Raw genomic sequence first — 22,048 nt, forward strand, 5'->3', positions numbered from 1 at the left:
GGCGATCGGTGCAGGAGCCGCGGCCTCGGGCCGCGCGTCGAGGTAATCCCGCCAAGACGGCGGTCGCAGTCCAGCGGTCGCCGTCGCAGGCAGTCTGCACTCGGCAGGGGGCTCGGTTTCCGGTTCGCGGTGGAGGAATCTCGCCACACCGTGGGCCGCCGTCGACTCCGAACCGAAGCCGAACTGCCGCTCCAACGTCGAGGGCCGGTACCGGTCGGTGCCGTCCAAGTGCCATTTGTGGATGGCCGCGACCCAGTTCTTCAGGTCGTTCACGTAGGCCGCGAGCGCGGTGCGCGCCTCGTCGTCGAGTCCGTACTCGTCGATTACAGCGGGCAGGTCGTTCGTCTCGACCAGCTGGAACTGCTCGATCCGGGCGTCCGCGAGGGCCGCGGTGATCCGCACCGCCTCGTCCTTGCCGACGCCGAGGTACTCCTCGACGACGACGACGCCGTTGAGGAGCTGCCCCTCGTACTCGACCTCCTTCTGGTACGAGCACACGTCGTTGAGCAGGCACACCGCGTCCATCGCGCTCACCTCCATCCACTGGAGGGGGCGCGACTTCCACACCGCGTCCGGGATCGTGCGGCCGCGCTTCAAGCGCGCCAGGGACATCGTGAGGTCGGAGCCGAACGAATCGCGTCGCATCTCCACGTAGTCGACCGGATCGGGCACGCGGTTCTGCGACTCGGTGTGCACCTCCCACAGCCAGCCCTCGAGCATCAGCTCGACCGCGCGCTTGAACTCGCCGCGGGCGCGCTCCTCGAAACCGGCGGCCGTGCGCCGCCACAGGTCCGCGAGCCCGAGTTCGAGCGAGTTCGCCGGGACGGGCGTGCGGCCCAGGTCCAGCGGCATGAATTCGAGCAGCCTGCGGTGCTGGGCGATGGCCGCGCCGAGGTTCCGGCCGCGGCTGAACACCGCGGGGTAGTAGTCGTCGCCGTAGGTGCCCCACGCGAGCCAGTCCGCGGAGGCGTTGAGCTCGTCCTGCGTCGCTTCGGGGTCGATCCCGGCCGAGCACAGCGCGAAGTCGAAACCGAGGAACTGGCGGCGGTTCCACAGGCCCGAGCCGGGCACGGCCGGGTCGGGGGCGAGGAATCCCATCGCGTCGGCCCAGTCGACCGCGTGGCGGCGGGCCTCGTCGAGGTTCGGGTTGAGCCGCAGTGTGAAGGGCTGGTGGAACGCGGGCAGGTCGACGGGGCCGACCTTCCGGAACGGCTCGCGCGTGTGCTGCTTCAGCCCTGACATGGAGATCCGGGCCGCTCCCGTCCCGATGCCGTTGGGCCCGCCCAGCACCCGCTGCGCGGCGTCGTTCATATAGCGGCTCGACCGCATGTGCCATTCGTGGCCGCCGGCCTGCCAGTCCTGGAGCCCCTTGGCGTACAGGCCGATCGCGGCCTGCTCGGCGGGGGTGAGCCGCCGGTCGGCGGCGAGGACCGGCAGTTCAGTGAGGGCCGTGTTCTCGAACTGGTGGAGCCTCGAAGTCAGGATGTCGTTCACCAGGTTCGCGGCCTGCTGGGTCTCCATGCCGAGGAACCGTTCGAAGACGAGGACGGCGTTGGCGTTCTCGCCTTCGTCGGTGACCTCCCGTTCATACGAGAACAGGTCGTTGCGCAGATGCACCGCGTCGCTGAAGGTGTCGCGCAGGACCTCCAGCGGCCGCTCGCGCGCGACCGCGTCGGGCACTTCGGCGCCGACGGCGTACTCGACGATGCCCGCCGACCAGGGCGCGCCGCCCACTTTGCGCCGCATCTCGATGTACTCGATCGGGTTTGCGACCCGGTCAGTGGTGATGTTCGTGAGCTCCCACAGAGACTCGAACAGGAGGTTGATCGTGCTCTTGAGGAACCGCTGCCGCCAGCCCATCGACATGGACGGCGCGGTCCGCCGCCACAGGTCGACGAGCCCGAGCTCGACCGGGTTCTCCGGCTCCGGCGTCTCGCCGAGGTCCACCGGCATGAACAGCGGGATGCGGTCGAGGTACGCCTTGGCGCCCTTCATGTCCCGGGTGCGCTTGAACGCGTCGAGGAAGTGGTCGTCGAAGAAGAACACCCACACGTACCAGTCGGTGACGAGGTCGAGGGCGGGCGCGTCGCAGTCGGGGTGCGTGTACGCGCACAGCAGCCCGTAATCGTGCCGGTCGAGCTCGGCCTCGTCCCAGATGACGCCGCCGCCCTCGGCCGGGGCGTCGAGCATCCCCATCTCCTTGGCCCACACCCGCGCGTGGGTGCGGGCACCCTCGACGTTCGGGTTCAGGCGCGCCGGATAGGGAAGATAGAACACGGGAAGCTCGAACGGGTGATTTTCTGTCATAGCGCTCCCTAGCGGCGAAACCGGTGGATTGCAGCGCGTTCCACGGTAGGGCATGACCGCGTCAACCCGCTACACCCAGTCGGGTGACGCGCACGAGCTGTCGGTCTGCAGTGGAGACTCCTCGAAACGCTGCGCCCCAAAGTGTTCACGAACACGAGGCCGAATCGTTACATTGCCTGCTGGATGCGTATGCGTGGTTACCCAATACTGTTCAATTCGGACTAATCCATCAGGATCGTGTCTCCATTGGAGGCGGTGAGCTTGATAACGTGTGCCTCATCACCGGTCACGATCGGTGTCGAGACCGTTGCCCATTTCCCCTCTCATTCCCACCCCCTAACTGGAGATCGAACCCCTGTGACGAGCCCCCGTCCTCGCCGCCGCCTCAGGCAGGCCTTGATTGTCGGTCTAGCCTCTGTGACGATCTTTGGAACAGTCCGAACACTCCCTGCACTCGGACAGGAGGCCGACGACGCTGCCTGCGCGGACTCTGAAGGCCTGCTGCAGGAATCGGACGAGTCCGCGGCGCTCGACCTTGCGGTGGCGTGCGACGCCGAGGTCCTGATCGGGGACTCGTGGGTTTACGACGCACGTTCGCTCGCGCAGCCCGACGGTACGATCGCCACGGAGTTCTATGCCGAGCCGCAGTGGGTGCCGGACGGAAACGGCGAGTGGACAGACGTCGACCCGACAGTGGCGGTGGCGGATGATGGTTCGCTTCGCTCCACGGCGACCGTCGCCGACCTGGAGTTCGGTACTGCGGGTGAATTCGCGTTCGTGTCGGCCACGGGCGTGGACGGTGAGAAGGTTTCACTGAACTGGCCTGAGCCGCTTCCCGAGCCCGAACTCAACGGTGCGACCGTGGTTTACCCCGAGGTCCTGCCGGGAGTCGACTTGGAGGTGTACTCCGACGTCTCCGACTTCTCCTACGCCCTTGTGGTGAAGACCCCCGAAGCAGCAGAGAGCGAAGCTCTGGACCGCATCGAGCTCGGCCTCGAAACCGAGGGGCTCACCGTGGACGCTGACGCAGAGGCCAATACCGCAGTCCTCACCGACGCCGAAGGCGAACCGGCCTTCAGCGTCGCGAACCCCTGGATGTGGGACTCGTCCGGGATCGCTGAAGAGGCACCTGATCTGGCCGCTGAGATGGATCTTGAAATCGAGGCGGATTCCCTTGCAGTGGTGCCGGACCAGAATCTGCTCACCGACCCCGAGGCCGTCTACCCGATCTACATCGACCCCGAGTTCACGTACGAGGGTCCGAACTTCGAGAACGCATTCTCCGAAGGGACAGGCATCACCTGCGGGACCGGTTCAGAAATGTGTACCGGCACCCAGACCTGGTCGAACGACCCCACCTACGGGTACTGGCGCTCGGCCATGAAGTTCAACGGGCTCGGCGTCCTCGCCAACCGCGACATTCAGCAGGCGACCGTATGGGTCACGCAGACCCACACCGGCGCCGCGGGCGCGACCCACACCGTGCGCCTGTACTCGATGGACTGGTTCGACTTCGCCGCGAATACGAGTTGGAACACCTTCAACGGCAAGCTCGTCGGCCAAGTCGCTTCAGCCTCGGTCGCAACATCGAACGGGCCGTCCGGAGAACCCGACCGGCAGATCCAGTGGGCGGACACCCGTACCGCGAACCGCATCCAGACACTCGTAGACGGCGGCAGCACCACCGCGGTGTTCGCGGTCATATCCGGCGCCAACGGCGACCAGGAAGCCAACCGGAACTACTGGCGCAAGCTCAACCCGAGCACCGGACGCCTGAAAGTCTGGCACGGACCCCTGAAACCCACCAACCTCAAGACCGGCACCGACAACTGCTCGACCTCCGCTCCCGGTCCCGTCATCAACACGCTCACCCCGACGTTGTACCTCACCGCGCCGCCCGCACTCGAGACCTCGAACAAGATCAGCTTCTACGTGTACGAGCGCGACGGCGTCCACCCCAACGCGATCCAACAGATCGACGTAGGCAACGTCATTGAAAAGCAGGTTGTATCCGCCACGGTCGCAGTAGGGGAGCTCACCCGCGGCAAGACATACCGATGGCAGGCTCGGGCTTGGGATTCGGACAGCGCATCGTCTCGGTACAGCGATTTCACGTCGTACTGCTATTTCACGGTGAACCAGTTGCCGACCACTCCCACGAACCTGACAACTGCGAATTTGGGCTGCGGCACCCAAACCTCCCCGACGCTAGTGACCACGTCCGCGCCACTCCTCTACGCGACGCCGAGCGACCCTGACGGGGGGAACGTGACGACGTGGATCCAGGCCTACAACGAATCGGGCACACTTCTCAAGGAGTACAAGCCTGCCGGGAAGAGCGGTGTCACCGCTAGCGCTACGACCTCGGCCGCAGATGGCCTATACAAGTGGCGCGCTGCAACTAGCGACCTCTTCGCCACGAGCGCCTGGTCGGGATACTGCTGGGTCCGAGTTGACACCACCGCGCCCGCGCCGCCGGACGTGGTGCAGGTGACCGAAACCCCCTCGATCGACAACCCGGTCGTGTTCGACCTGGTCGGCGACGCTGAAGTCAAGAGCTTCAAATACAGCTTCAACAGCGGCGCGGTGCAGAGCATCGCCGCCACCGGAGGCACCGCCACGATCTCGGTGACCCCGACCGGCAGCTCGATCAACTTCACCCTCGAAGTCTGGGCGAGCGACGCGGCCGTCGGCGTGCAGGGCAACACCTCCAGCAAGACCGTCTACGTCCTGACAGTGACTGCCCCGCAACCAGCTGAGGCGATTGGTGTGTGGCGTTTCGACGGCGACTCGCTCGACGACGCAGGTGAGCAGACGCTGACCCCGCTTGGGACTGCGATCACCGGCCCTGACGCGCAGGGGCGCCCGGATGCGGCCGCGGTTTTCGACGGCAACAGCGATTCATGTCTGGCAACCACCGGACCGGTCGTCGACACCACCAGCTCTTTCACCATTGCCGGGTGGGTCAAGACTGATGCCGCCCCCGCCACTGAAGTCGCATTCATGGATGTCGCCGGCGTTACGAGGAGCAACATGAAGTTCCTCATGACTTCGGCGGGTCGGTGGGGCATCGCCATGATCTCCGAGGACGGCGACGCGGCGACCTCCACCTCCGTGCAGGCCGACCCGGCCTTGACCCAATTCGGTCAATGGACCCACCTTGCCGGCGTCTACGACGCCGCGGCGGGACGACTCCGGCTCTACGTGAATGGAGTCCTCGCAAGCTCCAAGCCGCTCCCGTTCACTGCTTGGAAAGCCACTGGTGTCTTCTCGGTCGGTTGCGGTGTCAGCGCCCAGAACGGCCCCTTCAGCCCCTTCACCGGATCGGTGGATGAAGCGGTCCTGTTCCAGCAACCGCTGACCGGGGACCAAGTCGCGGGGCTGATGACCGGCAGAGGCCTGCCTGCGGCGCTCCAGGCCTGGTATCCATTGCGCGGCGACGGTCTCGACCGCTCCGGACGAGGCGCTGACCTGACTGGACTACCCGCGTCCCCGACCTGGGTGGCGGACCAGCACGGACGCTCGGCAAGTGCACTGCAGCTCGACGGCGCGACCTGCCCGACTGCCGGCGAAGTACCTGTCCGGACCGATGCCGCTTTCAGCGCCTCAGCCTGGGTGAAGCTCGACTCGGACCACCTCAACAGTCATCCTCGCGTCTTCAGCTTCGACGGGGCCAACGCCTTCGCGGTCATGGCCAAGTACAACGCGACCTCCGACAAGTGGAGTCTTTCTGTCACTGCCGCGGACGCGGTCGGAAGTGCGTGGGGTGAAGGAGCCACCAGTAGCGCGATCGCTGCGGAGGAACTCTGGAACCAGATCACCGTAACGGTCGATCCCGCCAGCAACCAGGTGCAGCTGTTCGTCAACGGCGAGTTCTCCGATGACGGGAAGATATCCACCACGTGGAGTCCTTGGCGAGCAGGTCAGTTCACGGTCGGATGCGGTGAACCGACCAACGGATCGCAATCGGGACAGTGGCAGGGCGCGATCTCGGACGTCCGAGTCTGGCGCGGCGTGCTGAGCGCCGAGGAGATCGCATCGGCCCACACCAGCAAAGTCTCAGCCTGGGCCCTGGATGAACTCGGTACTTCCGCGGGCACGACTGACGAATGGGGTGCGAACACTCTCGCTTTCAACGGAACATACGAGTTCGGAGTCGACAGGCGGAACTCCTGCGAATCAACGCTGCAACTGGCAGGCGAAGGCTGGGCCCAGACGACCGGGCCGGTGCTCACCACCGACGAGTCCTTCACAATCGCCTCCTGGGCGCGAGTGGACGACCTGGACGGCTATCGCACCGTCGCCATGCAGAGCGGAACCGCGCAAGCCGCGTTCGAAATCGGTTACAACCCCGAGTTCGGGGCCTTCCAGATGTCCATGGCACAACGCGACTCGACGGATACGACATGGGCACGGGTGTTGGCACTCGAGGCACCTGAGATGGACCCCGACACTGGACTCGGCAAGTGGTACCACCTGGTCGGCCAGGTCGACCTCGGCGCTGGCGTGATCCGACTCTTCGTCGACGGTCAGATGCAAGGGGAGGTCCCGATCGTCGATTCGCCCTGGCGTGCGACGGGCTCGCTGACAGTCGGCTCTTCGGCCCAACGCGACGGAGTCGTCCAGCACATGGTCGGTGCCATCGACAACGTGCAGACCTGGTCGGGCGTCCTTGATGAGGATTCGATCGCGCGGCTCTCGCGCGACCGGCCCGACTCCCCGCTGAACCCGAACGACGTCTACTGCCCGCCGTCCTGACCCTACGGACCGGAAATCATATCGGCGGGGTGGCCTCGTACAGGCCGCCCCACCGACCGCGATCCTCCAATGCCCCTCGCCCCCTTGAGAAAGGCCCAACGATGAGACTCGGAGCCCGGGAATCGTGGTACCGGACCGGCAAGACGGCCGTCCGGAACGCCACTGCCTTGGTCTTGGCGGCCGCCTCAGCGCTGTTCGCGTACCAGACTCCTGCCGAAGCGCAGTCAGGCGCGACCAACGCGGATGTCGGCACTCCTGTCTCAACCTCACCAGTGACCACTACCACCGTGGATCTGAAGTCCGAAGGGTTGGCAACCGACTCCGGGCAGATCAGCGTGCCCGCTTCAGGAAGCTCTGGCGGCAGCGGTGCGACCGGCGACTGGTCCGCAACGGACCTGTCGAACGCCGGTTCCTGGTCGCAAGGCGACTCGAGCGGTGGATTCTCCTACTACTACGGGCTCGAACTTCCCCCAGCCGAGGGACCGGTACCGGATGTCGGCCTCTCGTACTCCTCGCAAGCGGTCGATGGACACACGTCGTCGTCGAACACACAGTCCGGCCTCATCGGTGACGGATGGTCCTACACACCTGGGTTCGTCGAACGCACCTACGCCTCCTGTGCGAGCGACGCAGGCGGCAACACTCCAGTCGCGACCGCGGACCAGTGCTGGGACGGGACTTCCCCCACGGTGACGCTGGCACTCGAGGGCGCCAACTCGGCCCTGGTCTTCGACGATGCAACCGATAAGTGGGTTGCCGCAGCCGATCCGAACTGGAAGGTCGAACTCCTCGGCTCAGCGGCCACATCGACCTCGGGGACAAGCGAGCGCTGGCAGGTGACTACTGCTGACGGAACGGTGTACACGTTCGGCGCGCGCGCCGCGAATACAGGGTCACGGTTGACGATGCCGGTGTTCGGCAACCATTCTGGGGAGCCCTGCTACAAGACCGACGACTTCAAAGGTTCAGGTTGTACGCAGGCCTACCGGTGGATGCTCGACGAAATCACGGACGTGCTCGGCAACCGGGTCCGATTCGAATGGACGACCGAGACTGGGCACTACGGTGTCGCGGCGGACAAGGACAAGCGGATGCCGTTCATCCGCTCCTCGCGACTGACGCGGATCGACCTCGGGCTGCGCAAGGACGACACCACGGTTCAGTCTGGGCGGGTGGTTTTCAACTACGCGGATCGATGCACCTCGGACTGCTACAACACCGACGGCACCCCGAAGGTCGTCTCCTGGCCCGAGACGCCGTGGGACAAGGAATGCGCGGCAACGACCTGCGCCGACCTCTACGCCCCTGCATTCTTCAACTCCAAGCGCCTCTCCGAGATCGCTACCTACGTTCCCGACGGCGGCGGCTACACGAAGGTCGACTCCTGGGCGCTCGTGCAGGAGTTCCTCGACTACGGCGACGGCGAGGACACGGTCCTCTGGCTCAAGTCGATTCAGCACACCGGGCATGTCGGAGGCACCGAGTCGACGCCGCCGGTGACGTTCTCCGGAATCGCCTTCCCGAACCGGGTCGAGCACTCCGAAGGCACGCCATCGATGTGGCGGACCCGCTTGACCACGATCGTCTCCGAGACCGGCGGTGTGACCGGTGTCTGGTATTCGGCGCCCGACTGCACTTGGGGCAACCTGCCGGACAAGGCGAACAACGCCAAGCGCTGCTACCCGGTGCTCTCCGAAGACGGCGAAGAGGAGTGGTTCCACAAGTACGTAGTCACCCAGGTGACCGAGTTCGACACCACCGGCGGTCAACTGCCGGAGCGCACCTATTTCGAGTACTCGAACGGCGGCACCACCACGAGCCGTCTTTGGGCCTGGGACGACTCCGAGCACACCGACGATGAGCTGCGCACATACAACCAGTGGCGCGGCTACGCCGAGGTGGTGACCCGGAGCGGTGACTCGGCCGAGGACCAGCAGCTGGTCTCGCGGTCGCGCTACTACCGCGGCATGGACGGTCAGCCCGACACGGCGACTGGGACGGGATCGCGCTCCGCGACCATGACCGACGCCGTAGGCAACACGGTCACCGACTCGGAGGCCTTGGCGGGAGCCGAGTTCGAGACCGCAACGTACGACGGTTCGACCATCATCGGCACCACCGTCTACCGATACTGGACGAAGCTCGCGGCCGAGCGCGCGTACGACGGCGGCAGCCTCAAAGCCTGGTACGTTGGCGCGAACCGCATCGACAACCGCGACCTGCTCGACAGTGCCACCGGGACTTGGGAACGGACCCGGACACTGATTGAACACGACGACCGGGGCCGGGAGACGGAAGTCTCGGACCTCGGCGATATCAGCGTCGCTGACGATCAGGAATGCTGGCGGACCACTTACGCCGACAACCCGAGTTTGAACCTGTACGAGGTGGTGCGCCGCGAGGAACTGGTATCAGTCGACTGCGACCAAGCCGTCTCGTATCCCGATGACCTGGTCAGCGACACGGTCTATTACTACGACGGCGACACGACCGGCACAGCCGCCCCGACTAAGGCTCTGCCGACTTCCACCCTCGAAGCGAAGTCCCACAACGGGACCAGCGCTTCGTACATCCCGGTGGAGAGCACCACGTTCGACACGCTCGGGCGGGTCCTGACGTCGTCCGATGCGCTCGGCCAGACCACGACGACCGCGTACACCCCGTCGACCGGCGGTGTGCTCAAGTCGGTGCTGACCACGAACGCTTTGGGGCACAAATACACGGAGTACCTGGACGGCACCCGCGGATCGACGGTCAAGACCGTTGACGCGAACAACCGGATCACGGAGACGACCTACGACCCGCTCGGCCGGACCACCGCGGGCTGGCGCGAAGGCTGGTCCAAGTCCGGTCACCCGAACGTCCCGACCGTCGCGTACGACTACAACATCTCGAACTCGGCGCCCTCCTCGGTGACCACCTACGCGGTTACACCCTCGGGCTCGCAGCGACTCGACTCGGTCATGCTCTACGACTCGCTGTTGAGGGAGATCCAGTCTCAGTCGCCGACACCTCAAGGCGGGCGCCTGCTCTCGGCGATCGAGTACGACACCCGCGGCCTGCCCCGCTGGGAATCGGGCCCGAACTGGGACTCGGCGAACGAGCCGGGCGGTGACCTCGTCTACGTCACTCAAGGCGAGGACCAGGCGCGGACGTTCTACACGTACGACGGCGCCGGACGCGTCGTGCGCGAGGAGTTCATGTCGCACCAAGAGGTCTTGCGGGCTACGGAGACCATCTACGGCGGTTCGACTGCGGGCTGGATGGTCGCGGTGAACCCGCCGGACGGTGAGACGCCGTCCGCGACGATCACCAACGCGCGCGGTGAGGTCATCGAACAGCGTGACTTCCACGGCGACAGCGCCACCGGGACGTTCGACACCACCACGTACTCGTACGACCGGCGCGGCAACCTCGCCAACATCACCGACGCCGCCGGGAACCAGTGGCTCTACGAGCACGACCTGCTCGGCCGCCAGATCTCGGCGACCGATCCGGACACCGGCACGACCACGGCCGCCTACGACGACGCCGGACAGCTGACCCAGACCGTTGACGCACGCGGTCAGAAGCTCACCACCACCTATGACAAGTTGGGACGCAAGTACGACCTGTTCTCAGGAGACGCGACCACTGGGACGAAGCTCAACTCGTGGCGCTACGACCTGGTCACAGGAGGCCTCGGCCTTCCCGCCCAGTCGATCTCGATCGTCGACGGGAAGTCCATCGTGAACCGGGTCGACAAGTACGACTCGGCCGGGCGGCCGACCTCGATGAGCCAGGTGATCCCCGACATCGCGGGCTTCGGCTCGCTGCAGGGCACGTACAACTTCCAGCAGTTCTACCTGGCGGACGGCTCGGTAGCGAACAACAAGCTGCCGCAGGTCTCCGGTCTCGCTGCCGAGTCGGTCGACTACAGCTACAACGACCTCGGCATGGTGACCCGTGTCTACGGCACCATGAACGGTTCGACCTCGAGTTTCGACTACGTCTCCGAAGCCACCTACACGGCGTTCGGCGAGCTCGCCCAGCGGGTCCTGGGCAGCACGGCGGGGCAGAAGGCCTACCAGACGTGGAGCTACCAGGACGGTACGCGGTTCGTGGAGCGCCACCGGCTCTCCCGCGACGCGGTCGACAGCCCGATCGTCGCGGACTTGACCTACGCCTATGACGACGCCGGAAACGTTCTCTCAATCACTGACGCCGGGTCGGGCTCGGCGGGGGAGTCGGAGACGCAGTGCTTCGTCTACGACTACCTGCAGCGGCTCACCGAAGCCTGGGCCCAGGCCGGCACCGCAGCCTGTGCCGCTGAGGTCGATCTCGACGCAGGCGACATGGGCGGGCCCGGTGCCTACTGGACCAGCTACCGATACGACAAGACCGGCAACCGCACCAGCGTCACCGAGCACACGGCGATCGGCGGCAGCTCGACTTCCAACTACACCTATACCGGCGGAGACGGCCACCTGATCGACGCGGTCACCACCGGGACGACAGTCAACGACTACGCATGGGACGCCGCCGGCAACCTCACCGAGCGGACCATCGGCGGCAAGACCGAGACACTGACTTGGGACGCCAAGGGCAAACTCGCGTCGATCACCTCTGACAAGGGCACCACCAAGATGCTCTATGACGGGGAGAACAACCGCATCGCCCGCCTCGACGCTGACGGCACGCAGAACCTGTTCGTCGGCGGCCAGGAGATCGTGGTCGACCCGCAAGGCGTGGTTCACGCGACTCGCACCTACAGCCACAACGGCGAAATGGTCGCGACTCGATCGACGGACACCGGGCTGACCTGGATCGGCAACACCTATCAGGGGACCGCCGCTTGGGCCATCAGTGCCGCCACGATGGCCGTGACCTTCCGGCGCATGGACCCGTTCGGGAACCAGCGCGGCCAGGCGACCAACTGGACGGCGACTCAGGAGGGCTTCCACACGGGCGTCGCGGACCCGACCGGGCTGGTGTCGATGGGGGCGCGCTTCTACGACTCGGACACGGGTAGGTTCATCTCAGACGACCCGATCACGGATTTCGAAGACAGCCAGCAGATCAACGGCTACGCCTACGCAAATAACGACCCGACGAACATGACCGACTCCGACGGTCTCCTCGGAAAGAAGTCGAAGGCGAAGGCTTCGGGTTCCAAGAAGAAGCTGAACAACAAGAAGAAGTCTTCTTCGAAGTCTTCTAACAAGAAGAGCAAGAGCAACTCGAAGTCCACGAAGAACTCGGGCAAGAGTAAGAAGAACGGAAAATCCAAGAGCAGCAAGAAGAACGGCAAAGCCAAGGGTAAACCCAAAGGCAAGGGCAAGCCGAAGGGCAAGGGCAAACCCAAGTCCAAGAACGATAAGAAGCTCGGCAAGCCGAAGCCGCTTCCGAGGCCGAAGCCCAAGCCCTTGCCGAGGGACCCGAGAGGCTGGGCTCAGGTCGACGGGACGCCGATCCCGCCCTTCAACGACTGCAACTGCGATGAAGACGACTGGCTCGACGACCTCCTCGGCGGAGATCTTGTCGACCTCTGGGACCGCGCCGAGCCCTATGTCGAGGACTGCCTCCAGAATGTCGCAGACAATAAGGGCGCCATCATTGGCGGAACGATCGCAGGTGGTACAGCTGGTGGAATCTGGGGGGCCTTTACCGGATCAGTAGCGGGGCCTTTGGGATCGATTCCTGGCTGGCTCGCGGGGGCCGTCGGCGGAGGAGTCGTGGGAGGTGTCGGTGCGGCGGGCAGTGCATGCGGAGGTGCCTTCGACAATTAGGTAGAATCCAAGTACTCGGTCATGCATTGGCGCTTCAACGCCAATGCATGACCGATTTTTCGATATTTTAGAAGAAGGCTGAAGTAATGAAGTATAAGGTAATTCTTATCGCACATACGGTGGTAATTTGCTCTGCGATTGCAGCTATCGTGTGTTTTTCCGAACTTTCATCTATTGATAAGCCTGTCTCTGATTTGATAGGAGCGGCGATTTTCGTTCCATTCGCATCTGTGTTTATGGTGGCGATCAATATCAAATTCAATCGAGCAAAGAAGAAAAAGACCTACGAGGTTGAGTCGATTATCTCCGATGAAGCCAGTCAGGCTCAGGATCGGACTGGGGCCTTCTTGGATGTTCGTCTACCTGCGCGTTTCATGAAGCTTCGGACCAGAACTTCATTCGTGGCAATTCTTGGAGGGATATTCATTGTCAGCTTGTCTTTTGCGCCTCTTTGGCTGAGGATCTTGCTTTTCGCGATTCTCTGTCTGTATCAGATTGTTACATTCTATCGATTCGAGAGCGCGCCATGCGAGAGTGATGAACGACGCCGTTGGATGTGAAGCGTGGCTGGGTTCTCAAACATTGCGATACCGCTTGCGTTAGCTTCTACTACTCCGGCTTGCCCTTCCCCTGTACGGCGTGACGACCAGGTCGTGGTCGAGGCCCTGATAGCCCTTAACGGGCAACGCGAAGAGCTCGTACACGGACAGCAGCCCCGCTCGCAGCCGCGGTTCCTGAGCGCTGAGCAGATCGGCGGCGGGCGGCGGTGGCGGTCGACTACCCGGTGCAACAGCAATCGGAGCTCCTGGAGGGAAGCGGGAGTAGACAGCTGTTGTTCTACCTCCCTTATGCTCCGCAGCCGAACTCACCCAGGTCGAGAAGGGCTCAATGGACGGTATGTTGCGGTTGCAGGTCTGGGCGATGAGGTTGCGGTCGGGGATACCAAGACTCCGGTCGCCGACACCTATGCCCACCTCCGCGTGAGCTCCGCTGACCTTGGCGGGCTTCTCACCGGAAGCGCGCCTTTGCGTTTGCGAGATGGGCTCGGTCAGGCGACGGTGAGGCGGTCCGCCAGATCGGTCGGGGTGTCCGGAGGGAGGTTCACGCTTTCGAGGAGCCATCGGAGGGTCGGGACGTCCTGCGGGTCGACGGGGACGCGGGCATCGACCAGCGCGCTGACGAAATCGACGGAGGCGAGGGACAGCTCCCCTACGATCACCTTCTCGCGCAACGAGTCCACCACCCGTGCGGCGAGCGACGGCGCGTACTTGCGGACCTGCTCCACGAGCGTGGTCCTGTAGTCGTTCTGCACTGTGCTCCTCGATTCCTAGAACAAGAGGGTCTTGTCGTTGACCACGACGCCCTGGCTGATGTTGCCGGGGGTCGGGGTCGGATAGCCGGTCCACACGGTGCCGTCCGCATTGAGGATCACCTTGATCTCGACACCGTTGTGGACGCCCACGGCCTCGTAACCGCCATTCTTGCGCGGCGTCATCGAGGTGGGGTTGCGGGCCACGTTCTCGATGCCCTCGATCATCTGGTTCTCCGACCACTTGTCCGGGAACTCGGTGCCGCCGCCCGATCCGGGGGCGTGGCCGCCGCTGATCAGGTCGCCGCCGGTGCCGTACTCACCGTAGAGGATGTGGGTCCGGCGCTTGGAGGTGTCGCCGAGGTTCGGCATGTCCTTCAGCTGCTCGGGGGTCCAGCCGCTGGTGCCGGGCTGGTTCGGGGTGGTCGGCGTGCTCCCGCCAGCCTGGCCCTGGTCGAATTCGTCCCACGCCGCTTTCGCGGCCGAAGAGACGCCGCTGACCGGGGGCTTGACCCGGGGCGGGCCCGGTCGGGGGCCCGGTTTCGGGCCCGGTTTCGGGGTCGCGAGCGCCAGGGCGATTGCGGCGACGAGAAGGAGCTTGGCGAGGGCGCGCATCTTGGCCTAACTGTCGAGGAGCTGCTGGAGGGCCTGGAGGCTCTGGACGAGCGCGATGACGATCCCGATCACCGTCGCGAGGACCTGCGCGATCATGCCCGCCGCCTGCACCGCTACCGCGGGGATGCCGACGCCGGTCGCGCAGAGCCCCAGCCACACCGGGAGGCGGATGAGCAGCGTGGCGACGAGCTGCGCGATGAGGTCGCGCACGAGCTCCCTGGTGATGGTCACGAGCGTCCCGGCGCCGGTGGTCGCGGCGCTCATGGCCGCGCACAGCTGCGCCAGTCCGCTGGTGCCTTCGACGTTGTGGCCCATGTTGCCCTTGTAGGCGTTGGCGGCGTCGTCCTGCCAGCCGGCGATGTCGGCGTCGATGAACCCGGTGAGCTCATCCTTGATGGCCATGAGCTCTTCGGCCATGTTGGTCCACGTCTGGGCGTGGGCGGTGAGGATGTCGGCGTCGCCGGTCAGGTCGTCGAGGAGATCGCGCAGCGGCTCGATGAGCTCGATGAGCCACGAGACGCCCGTGGAGACGATCGCGCCGAGCGGGTCGAGGAAGCCGACGGCGCTGAGCCCGGCGCCGACGCCCGCGAGCGAGGCGTCCACCCACGATTCGGATTTGATCGCGTCGACGATGTCGGCGATGTCCTCGCCGATACCCGCGCCCTTCCAGAAATGGTGCGAGTCCTTGACATCGGCGACCAGGGGGTTGTCGCTCATTTAAAGGCCTCCGGAAATCTGGTCGAAGTCGCTCCCGGTGCTGGCGTCGGACTCCTCGTAGAGGTCGGCGCAGGTCCGGAGGGCTTGGACGTGGGTGCCGAGGTTGCTGATGCCTTTGCCGAACAGGGGCTCGACCATCTGGTGCTTTTCCTCGAGGATCCCGGCCATCCACTCGCACAGCGGCCCGAACGCGTCGGGCGCGGCCGTGATCTCCGCGGAGGCCGCTTTCACGGTCTCGTAACGCTGGATGAGGCTGTCAATGTGCCCGGCGTGGGCGCGCAGTTCTTCGGGGTCGACCTCAATGCCGCTGCTCACGGGCGGCCGCCGAGGCGGGTGTTGAGTTCTTGGGCGACGGCGCGGCCGGTCTCGGAGTCGGCGCCGACGGTGTCGGCAATGACCTCCTCGGTCTGCGCGGCGACCCGCTGCTTGGCGTTGGCGAGGGCCTCCATGAGCGCACGGGAGACGGCGTCGGGGGCGGTGCGCTGGATGCGTGCGGTGAACTCGGCCTTGAGCAGGACGCCGCTGGAGTCGACGGTGACGGTGGCGAGCCCGTTCGCGTCGCTCGCGGTCGCCGTCAGAGTCCGCATCCGCGTCGCCATCTCCTGGGTCGCCGCCACGGTCTTCTGGAAGGCCGCCTGGCGTTCGTGAAGGCGGGCGACGGCGTCGTCGCCGCTGAGTACCCGTCTGTCCATGCTCGATCACTCCTCATGCCGTCGGCGGTCCGGGTGCCGACGTCCATCAGGTGGCGAGAATAGCCCAGGTGTTCCAAGGCCACACACGTCGCGGAAGCCTGTCTTCCGACCGCTTCATCCCCTGTATCGGCGTTTTCGGCGTTCATGCGGGGTCCTGTTCCGCGCGCGAGCTGTCGAGCACTGGAATCGGGGGCGTGCGGACTACTTAGCACACGCGAAACATTCACCGCTCGATCGCGTAACAGGTCCAGGCGAATCTAGAGCCCAGTCGGGGACTGACAGCGTCGTCGCCCAGACAGCGCGCGGCGGGCGGGCTTGCGGGAAACGCAAGAAGCGAGCCCACCGCCGCCTACGCAGTCAGTCCAGCACCGGGAGGTCCAGCGCGTGAAGGTCGCGATCGTCGGATACGGCATGGCCGGGGCCCGCATCGCCCGCGAACTCGGGCGGCGCGGGGTCGAGGTCACCGTGTTCGGTGACGAACCCCAGGCCGCTTACAACCGCATCCTGCTCTCCAGCATGATCGCGGGCAAGCAGACCGAGGACGAGATCGCCCTGCCGGTCCCGCCCGAGAATGTCGAAGTGCGCCTCGGCGAAGCGGTCGAGTCCGTAGATCTTGAGAAGAAGATCGTCAACGGCGTCGCCTTCGACAAACTGGTCCTGGCCACCGGCGCCGAGGCCTTCGTGCCTCCCATCCCCGGGCTGCTGCCGCTCCCCACCGGCGCCTACGTGCTCCGCACGATCGAGGACGCCCGCTCGATCCTCGACGAGGCCGCCAACCGCGCCAGCGCCATCGTGCTCGGCGGCGGACTGCTCGGCCTCGAGGCCGCGCGCGGCCTCGCCAAGCGCGGCATGGACGTCACCGTGGTCCACGCGGCCGGGCACCTGATGGACCGGCAGCTCGACCCCCTGGGTGCCAAGGTCCTCGCCGACTCCTACGCCGAGGTGGGCGTCCAGTCGATCGTCGACGCGCAGACCACCCGCGTCATCCACGGCGACGACGGCCTCACCCTCGTGCTCGCGGACGGGCGCACCATCACCGGCCAGCTCATGGTCGTCTCGTGCGGCATCCGCCCCAACGCCGACCTGGCCCGCTCGATCGGCATCGAGTGCGGTCGCGCCGTGAAGATCGACGACCAGTGCCGCACCTCCCACCCGGACGTGTTCGCGGTCGGCGACTGCGCCGAGCACCGCGGCATTCCCTATGGACTCGTGGGCCCGGCGTGGGAGCAGTCCGACGTCGTGGTCGACCTCCTCTCCGGCGTGAACCCGGACGCGGCCTACGAGGGCTCGCGCCTGGTGACGCGCCTGAAGGCCTCCGGGATCGAGCTCGCCGCGATGGGCGAGGTCGAAGGCGACGAGGTCGTCTCGTTCGCCGACCCGACGCGAGGCACCTACGCCCGCTTGGTCATCGACGCCGAAGGCCGCCTCGCGGGCGCGGTCATGCTCGGCGACAACCCGATGGTGGGCCAGGTGGTCCAGTTGTTCGACACCGGTGACCCGGTGCCGCACGACCGCCGCACCCTCCTGATGGGCCGCCCCGGCGAGTCCGTGTCGGTGGCCCCCGATACTCCGGCGTCCATGTCCGACGAGGTCGTGGTCTGCCGCTGCAACAACGTCACGAAAGGGGAGCTCGGCTCCGCGTTCCTCAACGGGGCGCGCACACCCGAGGCCCTGTCGGAGGCTACGCAGGCCTCGACCGGCTGCGGCACGTGTGCCGAGGACGTCGCGGGTCTGTGCAAGTGGCTGAACAGCACTGTCGCTGGAATCGGTCAGGCTGCCGAGCAATTGAATGAGGTGTCAGCATGAGCAAGTTGGTAGTCATCGGCGACGGCATGGTCGGCCGCCGGTTCCTGGAGGCGGTCACCCAGCGCGACCCGTCCTGGGAGGTCACGGTCCTCTGCGAGGAGCCCCGCCCGGCCTACGACCGGGTGCGCCTCTCGGCGTTCTTCGACGGGGTCAGCGCCGAGGAGCTCTCGCTCGCCTCGGACCTGCCGAACGTCGAGGTGAAGCTGGGTGAGGCGGCCGTCTCGATCGCCCGGACCAGCAAGGTCGTGTACACCGACACGGCTGAGTACCCGTACGACAAGCTCGTGTTCGCCACCGGCTCCTACGCGTTCGTGCCCCCGATGGAGGGCGCCGACCTCGAAGGCGTGTTCGTCTACCGCACGATCGACGACCTCGAGGCGATCAAGGCCCACTCCGAGGGCAGGCGCCACGGCGTGGTCATCGGCGGCGGCCTGCTCGGCCTCGAAGCCGCGAACGCGTTGAAGCTCCTCGGTCTCGAGACGCAGATCGTCGAGTTCGCCCCTTGGCTCATGGCCCGCCAGCTCGACGAAGCGGGCGGCGGCATCCTCAAGCAGCACATCGAGAAGCTCGGCATCGGCGTCGACTGCTCGACCGGCGGCACGAAGATCGAGGCCGTCGACGGCCGCCTGCGGATGGAGACCAACCGCGAAGGCGTCGCGTACGACACCGACCTGATCATCTTCGCGGCGGGCGTGCGCCCCCGCGACCAGCTCGCCCGCGAATGCGGCATCGAGGTCGGCGAGCGCGGCGGCATCATCACCGACCTGTCCTGCGTCACTTCCGACCCGGACGTGTACGCGATCGGCGAGGTCGCGGCGATGGAAGGCATGTGCTACGGCCTCGTAGCCCCCGGCTACTCGATGGCCGAAGTGGTCGCGGACCGGCTCGCGGGCGGCGAGGCGACCTTCCCGGGCGCCGACATGTCGACGAAGCTGAAGCTCCTCGGCGTCGACGTCGCCCAGTTCGGCGCGATGGACGGACCGCTCTCCACCACCTACCTGGACCCGGCGCACGGCACCTACGCGAAACTGATCCTCTCCGACGACGCGCAGACGCTCCTGGGCGGCATGCTCGTCGGCGACGCCGAGCCCTACCCGCTGCTTCGCGCCTCCGTGGGCGGCAAGGTCCCCGGCAAGCTCGCCGACCTCCTCGGCGGCGGCGAGATCGAGGGGTCGCTCCCCGACGGCGCGCAGGTCTGCTCCTGCAACGCGGTCACCAAGGGCGACATCATGGGCGCCATCCACGAGCAGGGCTGCTCCGACGTCGGCGAGCTCAAGGCCTGCACGAAGGCCGGCACGTCGTGCGGCTCGTGCATCCCGATGCTCAAGCAGCTGCTCAAGGAAGGCGGCGTCGAGGTCTCCAACGCGGTGTGCGAGCACTTCACCCAGTCCCGGGCGGAACTGTTCGACATCGTCAAGGTCACCGGCATCACCACCTTCTCGGAGCTCATCGCCCGCTACGGCTCCGGCGCGGGCTGCGACCTGTGCAAGCCCACCGTGGCCTCCATCCTCGCGAGCCTCTCCAACGGGCACATCCTCGAAGGCGAGCAGGCGTCCCTCCAGGACACCAACGACCACTTCCTGGCGAACATGCAGCGCAACGGCACCTACTCGGTCGTCCCGCGCATCCCCGGCGGCGAGATCACCCCGGACAAGCTCATCGTCATCGGCGAAGTCGCCAAGGAGTTCGACCTCTACACCAAGATCACCGGCGGCCAGCGCATCGACATGTTCGGCGCCCGCGTCGAGGACCTGCCGAAGATCTGGCGCAAGCTCGTGGACGCCGGGTTCGAATCGGGCCACGCCTACGGCAAGGCGCTGCGCACCGTCAAGTCCTGCGTCGGCACCGACTGGTGCCGCTACGGCGTCCAGGACTCGGTGAAGATGGCCATCGACCTGGAGCTGCGCTACCGCGGCCTGCGGAGCCCGCACAAGCTCAAGTCGGCCGTCTCCGGCTGCGCGCGCGAATGCGCCGAGGCCCGCGGCAAGGACTTCGGGATCATCGCGACCGAGCACGGCTGGAACCTGTACGTGGGCGGCAACGGCGGCTTCACGCCCCGCCACGCCGACCTGCTGCTGTCCGACGTGGACTCCGAGACGCTGGTGCGGACCATCGACCGGTTCCTGATGTTCTACATCTCGACCGCCGACCGCCTCCAGCGCACCTCGAAGTGGGTCGAAGCCCTCGAAGGCGGCATCGACTACCTCCGCGAGGTCATCGTCGACGACAAGCTCGGCATCTGCGATGAGCTCGACGCGCTCATGGAGAAGCACGTCGAGAACTACGCGGACGAGTGGAAGGGCGTCATCGACGACCCCGAGAAGCTCCAGCGGTTCGTGTCCTTCGTCAACGCTCCCGAAGCGCCGGACCCCACGATCGAGTTCGAGGAGGTCCGCGGTCAGAAGTTCCCGGCCGGGTCCACCGAGCGCTCGCACAGCACGCCCGTCGCCCTCGGCACACCCGTAAGCCTGCGCTCACAAGGGAAATGATTGAAATGCAAGCAATCTGCGAGTTCGATCGCATCATCCCCGGCCGCGGGGTGGCCGCCCTCCTCGAGGACGGCACCCAGGTCGCGGTGTTCCGCCTCGCCGACGACAGCCTCTACGCCGTGTCCAACCGGGACCCGTTCATGGACGCGAACGTCATGAGCCGGGGCCTGGTCGGCGACCGCGGCGGCGAGCCGATCGTCACCAGCCCCCTGCTCAAGCAGGCGTTCTCGCTCAAGACCGGCGTCTGCCTCGACGACGAGACGGTGGCCCTGGAGGTCTTCGCCGTCGAAGTCCACGACGGCGAGGTCCGCGTCGGCGTCAACTCGGAAGTGAAAGCGAGCGCCTGATGGTCGCAGCCCCAGCCCCTTCCCGTGAAGCCGCCGCCGACGCGTCGCTCGCACCGCTGACCGGCTACACCGTGGCCGTCACCGCGCAGCGCCGCGCCGACGAGCTGGCGACCCTGCTCGAGCGCCGCGGCGCCCGCACGGTGGTCGCCCCGACGCTGCGCATCGTCCCGCTCCCGGACGACGAGGCGCTGCGAGCGGCCACAGTGGAGCTCATCCGCGAGGCCCCCGATCTCGTGGTGGCTACCACTGGAATCGGCTTCCGCGGCTGGCTCGAAGCCGCCGAGGGCTGGGGCATGGGCGACGACCTGCTCACCGTGCTGGGCCGCGCGCGCATCCTGTGCCGCGGCCCCAAGGCCCTCGGCGCGGTGCGCGCGGCGGGCCTCACCGAGGAGTGGACCGCGCCGAGCGAGACCGGCGACGAAGTCGTCGAGTACCTCCGCGAACGCGGCGTGGGCGGCCAGCGGGTCGCGATCCAGCTCCACGGCGACCCCGCCGAGGACTTCATCCAGACCGTCCGCGACGGCGGCGGCGCGGCCGTCGCCGTCCCGGTCTACCGCTGGACCCTGCCCACCGACATCACGCCCGTGCAGCGCCTCGTGGACGCCATCTGCGCCCGCCGCATCGACGCCGTGACCTTCACGTCCGCGCCCGCAGCGAACGCGCTGCTGCGCATCGCCGGAGACCAGGCCGCCGACATGCTCGAAGCGTTCCGCGCCTCCGCCGAGGACAACGGCGTCCTCTCCGTCTCGGTCGGCCCGATCACCGCCGCGCCGCTCACGCGCCTCGGCGTCGAATCGGTGCAGCCGCAGCGCGCCCGGCTCGGCGCGCTCGTGCGCACGGTCGCCTCGGCCCTGCCCAAGCGCTCCCGCAAGCTCCAGCTCGCGACCGGGCACAGCATCGAACTGCGCGGCCACATGGTCCTCCTCGACGACCAGCCGTTCCAGCTCCCGCCCGCCCCGATGGCCGTCATACGGGCGCTGGCCTCCGCGAACGGCAAGGTCCTCTCGCGCGCCGAACTGCTCGGCCACCTGCCGCGCGGCGCCGACGGCCACGCTGTGGAGATGGCGGTGACCCGCCTGCGCGACGCCGTGCACCTCCGGTCCTGTGTGGAGACCGTCATCAAGCGCGGCTACCGCTTGAACCTCGAAGTCTAGAATCGCTGCTCGCGCCGCCCTGACCCCCGGGTCAGGGCGGCGTCAGCGTGTTCGCGCCGCTCACCGGCCATTGAGGATGGGTGGCG

At 66.4% G+C, this 22,048-nt stretch carries 12 protein-coding genes and 1 pseudogene; 7 read left to right on the forward strand and 6 right to left on the reverse strand.

Features of this window, described 5'->3' with window-relative positions; translation table 11 throughout:
* Positions 1-360: 360 nt before the first annotated feature.
* A pseudogene (locus O1R50_RS26165) lies at positions 361-2,307 on the reverse strand (terpene synthase family protein); the annotation flags it as partial.
* A 255-nt stretch (positions 2,308-2,562) separates the two neighbouring features.
* Between O1R50_RS26165 and O1R50_RS06625 the strand changes: the two are divergent.
* The 3 genes from O1R50_RS06625 to O1R50_RS06635 all read left to right on the forward strand — a co-directional run bounded on the left by O1R50_RS06625 (position 2,563) and on the right by O1R50_RS06635 (position 13,393).
* Entirely contained in the window at positions 2,563-7,065 is a 4,503-nt protein-coding gene (locus O1R50_RS06625; RefSeq protein ID WP_270109248.1) for a LamG domain-containing protein, read from the forward strand.
* Positions 7,066-7,337: 272 nt separating this feature from the next.
* Positions 7,338-12,833: an RHS repeat-associated core domain-containing protein gene (locus O1R50_RS06630; protein WP_270109114.1), complete on the forward strand. Its 5,496-nt coding sequence runs from the start codon at positions 7,338-7,340 to the stop codon at positions 12,831-12,833.
* A gap of 86 nt (positions 12,834-12,919) precedes the next feature.
* The gene (locus O1R50_RS06635; protein WP_270109115.1) at positions 12,920-13,393 is read left to right on the forward strand and encodes a hypothetical protein; all 474 of its coding nucleotides are present in this window, start codon (positions 12,920-12,922) and stop codon (positions 13,391-13,393) included.
* A 488-nt stretch (positions 13,394-13,881) separates the two neighbouring features.
* Here O1R50_RS06635 and O1R50_RS06640 read toward each other — a convergent pair whose 3' ends face one another.
* Genes O1R50_RS06640 through O1R50_RS06660 form a run of 5 tightly spaced genes read right to left on the reverse strand, consistent with a single transcriptional unit; the run spans position 13,882 to position 16,166 of the window.
* Positions 13,882-14,145: a hypothetical protein gene (locus O1R50_RS06640; protein WP_270109116.1), complete on the reverse strand. Its 264-nt coding sequence runs from the start codon at positions 14,143-14,145 to the stop codon at positions 13,882-13,884.
* 15 nt (positions 14,146-14,160) lie between these two features.
* Entirely contained in the window at positions 14,161-14,757 is a 597-nt protein-coding gene (locus tag O1R50_RS06645; protein WP_270109117.1) for an EndoU domain-containing protein, read from the reverse strand.
* A 6-nt stretch (positions 14,758-14,763) separates the two neighbouring features.
* Positions 14,764-15,474, reverse strand: coding sequence for a WXG100 family type VII secretion target (locus O1R50_RS06650; protein WP_270109118.1), 711 nt, complete (start codon positions 15,472-15,474; stop codon positions 14,764-14,766).
* Positions 15,475-15,789 (reverse strand): type VII secretion target, encoded by a 315-nt coding sequence (locus O1R50_RS06655; protein WP_270109119.1) that lies wholly within the window; start codon positions 15,787-15,789, stop codon positions 15,475-15,477. It abuts the gene before it with no gap.
* Complete coding sequence (locus O1R50_RS06660; RefSeq protein ID WP_270109120.1) at positions 15,786-16,166, reverse strand: YbaB/EbfC family nucleoid-associated protein; 381 nt, start codon at positions 16,164-16,166, stop codon at positions 15,786-15,788. The genes O1R50_RS06655 and O1R50_RS06660 overlap by 4 nt, the downstream gene beginning before the upstream one ends.
* Before the next feature lie 384 nt (positions 16,167-16,550).
* Here O1R50_RS06660 and O1R50_RS06665 point away from each other — a divergent pair, with 384 nt between their 5' ends.
* Genes O1R50_RS06665 through O1R50_RS06680 form a run of 4 tightly spaced genes read left to right on the forward strand, consistent with a single transcriptional unit; the run spans position 16,551 to position 21,962 of the window.
* Positions 16,551-17,972 (forward strand): FAD-dependent oxidoreductase, encoded by a 1,422-nt coding sequence (locus tag O1R50_RS06665; RefSeq protein ID WP_270109121.1) that lies wholly within the window; start codon positions 16,551-16,553, stop codon positions 17,970-17,972.
* On the forward strand, positions 17,969-20,461 hold the full coding sequence (nirB, locus tag O1R50_RS06670; RefSeq protein WP_270109123.1) for a nitrite reductase large subunit NirB: 2,493 nt from the start codon (positions 17,969-17,971) through the stop codon (positions 20,459-20,461). The genes O1R50_RS06665 and nirB overlap by 4 nt, the downstream gene beginning before the upstream one ends.
* A 5-nt stretch (positions 20,462-20,466) precedes the next feature.
* A complete protein-coding gene (gene nirD / locus O1R50_RS06675; RefSeq protein WP_270109124.1) occupies positions 20,467-20,808 on the forward strand; it encodes a nitrite reductase small subunit NirD in 342 nt (113 codons plus the stop codon).
* Positions 20,808-21,962, forward strand: a complete 1,155-nt coding sequence (locus O1R50_RS06680; protein WP_270109125.1) for a uroporphyrinogen-III synthase — start codon at positions 20,808-20,810, stop codon at positions 21,960-21,962. The genes nirD and O1R50_RS06680 overlap by 1 nt, the downstream gene beginning before the upstream one ends.
* Positions 21,963-22,048: the final 86 nt, after the last annotated feature.

The organism is Glycomyces luteolus (assembly GCF_027622875.1).
Lineage (GTDB): Bacteria > Actinomycetota > Actinomycetes > Mycobacteriales > Micromonosporaceae > Glycomyces > Glycomyces luteolus.